General features: G+C 44.0%; 4 protein-coding genes. 2 read left to right on the top strand and 2 right to left on the bottom strand.

What is annotated here, in order from left to right; translation table 11 throughout:
- Positions 1-450 (top strand): hypothetical protein (locus D3222_RS25360; protein WP_232832672.1); only part of this gene is annotated, 450 nt, incomplete at its 5' end.
- Between the two features lie 225 nt (positions 451-675).
- Positions 676-996 (top strand): hypothetical protein, encoded by a 321-nt coding sequence (locus D3222_RS24225; RefSeq protein WP_118988322.1) that lies wholly within the window; start codon positions 676-678, stop codon positions 994-996.
- A gap of 63 nt (positions 997-1,059) precedes the next feature.
- On the opposite strand, the gene D3222_RS24230 is transcribed toward D3222_RS24225, so the two are convergent.
- Positions 1,060-1,371 carry an addiction module antidote protein gene (locus D3222_RS24230; RefSeq protein WP_198672928.1) on the bottom strand — a complete coding sequence of 104 codons (312 nt, stop codon included), beginning with the start codon at positions 1,369-1,371 and terminating at the stop codon, positions 1,060-1,062.
- 2 nt (positions 1,372-1,373) lie between these two features.
- Complete coding sequence (locus tag D3222_RS24235) at positions 1,374-1,691, bottom strand: type II toxin-antitoxin system RelE/ParE family toxin (protein ID WP_011145421.1); 318 nt, start codon at positions 1,689-1,691, stop codon at positions 1,374-1,376.
- Positions 1,692-2,320: the final 629 nt, after the last annotated feature.

Below are 2,320 nucleotides of genomic sequence, written 5' to 3' on the forward strand. Positions count from 1 at the left end.
ATATATCTGATTTTTATTTTGTTGGTGTTATGTTGTCCTTGTTTTGCATTGGTGAGCAGATTAACGCCCTGGCGGGGATTTATCTGTTCGGGTTTTCGACACAGGAAAAAACGGTATTACGTCATTCATCTTTCTCCGACTGACAGGATAGGGCGTCTGACGCGAAGCCGAACCCGGTGTTTTCATGCGGCATTTGTTCGCGAACTTGAAGGGGCACTTTTACGGGCAGACAGGGATATTCTGTTTCGTTCTCATTTGATGCGATCTGCTCAGATACAGTTGGCCTGTTCGGTTCTGGCGAATTATCCGGAGTGGCATTATCGGATGGTTAACGTGGTGCTCCCTCGCTGGGAACGAGTAGGAATTACATTACAAAACTTACTGTATGAGTGGCGTTATGTTCCGACAGCTGCCCGTGGTGTTATGGTGGTGGTGAAACAGGAAAAATAACATCTTATATTGGGGGGTAATTTTCATTTTTTCATGTTGAATTTTTTATCGTCATCCTATCTGGTTTTGCCCAGTATTCTTCCCTGTATCGGGTAATCATATGATTAGACTCTAATCACGACCTGAATAAATCGCATTTCTGTGTCGGTTGTTTTGTCAAGCAACCCGATAATACTAAAAGTATGCCAGGCACAGCGCTAAATAAAACAAACAAGGATGTTGTGTATGACAACTGAAATACCGCCTCTGTCGCCGACGTCTGAGGCTGAAATTGACAGCTTGCGGCAGGTGGTTTCTCAAAAGACCCAACCTAGGTTGTTGTTAAAAAAATGTCTGGGATATCTGTCAATATTGCTTGTTGTTGTCAGCATAGCGCTGCTGGCATTCGTGATATGGCAGCAACATCATCAGTTAGTGGAATTTCAGTCATTGATGCGAAATGGATCATTCCAGCATTTGCCTGATGAGGTGCAAAAGCTGCATGAACGGCTTGATAAAGCGGATACCGGCTTTGTCTCCCATCAGGACTGGCAAATGCAAAAATAAGGCTGATGTGGGTTGAAAACCGTCGTTAATCACAGGTTTGACGGTTATAATTATCTGGCAGAATTAAGCTATTAATGCGATATGAGAGAATTGAAATCCTGTTGCTGCAACGACGTTACGCAAAGTTTTCAAAGTCGGATTGCCTTTAGGCGACAGCGTTCGGTACAGAGTCTCGCGTGAAACACCTGCCTTATTTGCAATCTGTGCCATTCCTCCTCGTGCTTCTACAACATGGCGTAATGCCATAAGAAATGCTTCCTGCCCGCCTTCTTCATCCATATCAACAAATGCCTGATGCAGATAATGCTGAGCAAACTCAGGATCTTCACGGAGAAGCTGCACCATTGCATCATCATGTAAACGTGCTTTGGCCATAATTACCTCTTCAAATAGTCCTTCAGACATTCAATCGCCTGATCTATATCGGCGTCTTGGGTTCGTTTATCGCCCCCAACTAACAATAACACCACTTCACGACCAACTAAGCTGTAATACACTCTGTAGCCAGGCCCCTGATCTATGCGAAGCTCCCAGACACCCTCTCGACAAGGTTTATTATCACCAAAATTTCCGGTAGCCATTCGGTTAACCCGTGACGAGATTTTCGATTTCGCTATAGGGTCACGAATACCTTTCAGGAACTCCATATACAAGTCCCGGTTATCGGAGGTGAGATAATGTTTGATCGTGTTCATATAAATTATTGTATCTTTAAAGCTACGAATTTGTCAATGTAGCATCTTTCGGTACGAATAATGGAGAGCGTAAAAAACCGTGGGGCAATCATTTAAATGCTCCCCTCGGACGGCAGTTCTGAATGGCGAGCTAAAAAGCACAATTTGAACGTTGGTATCCCAGCATCAAAATTAATGAGCTAGTCGGAATATGGTTGATGGTTTTACATTAGCTATAGCGGCATAAACGCCAATGTAGTGCCCCACAGATTTTATGCTCTATATGAACGCATCCCGTTTGCAAGACAAAAATTACTCTGACATCGACGGTAGGTTGCAGCTCTATATCCGGCCTTATTACAGCCAGAGCTGCGGGCCTCGATGTAATCCGCTGACTGACTCCTCACTCTCCTAACGAGCTTTACGCTCAGAGCATAAATCAGGTTTAGCAAGTCACGGTCTTACCTGTCTTTGTCATCATTATCATTGCCTTAGCAATCTTTCTACATTCATCCTTGTAGTTAAAAGTGAAAGTTGATCAGTGAAACACCTCAGTAAGGTCTGACACTGACGTAATCTTTTTGATATTCCTGCTGATGGGCGACCAATGCCCAAACGGTACGAGCCAGCTTATTGGCCATCCCCACTAT

The sequence above is a fragment of the Photorhabdus sp. CRCIA-P01 genome, assembly GCF_003545805.1.
Taxonomy (GTDB): Bacteria; Pseudomonadota; Gammaproteobacteria; order Enterobacterales; family Enterobacteriaceae; genus Photorhabdus; species Photorhabdus antumapuensis.

Coding starts and splice junctions, on each gene's coding strand:
- D3222_RS24225 (WP_118988322.1), top strand. CDS start 676: ATGACAACTGAAATACCGCCTCTGTCGCCGACGTCTGAGGCTGAAATT.
- D3222_RS24230 (WP_198672928.1), bottom strand. CDS start 1,371: ATGGCCAAAGCACGTTTACATGATGATGCAATGGTGCAGCTTCTCCGT.
- D3222_RS24235 (WP_011145421.1), bottom strand. CDS start 1,691: ATGAACACGATCAAACATTATCTCACCTCCGATAACCGGGACTTGTAT.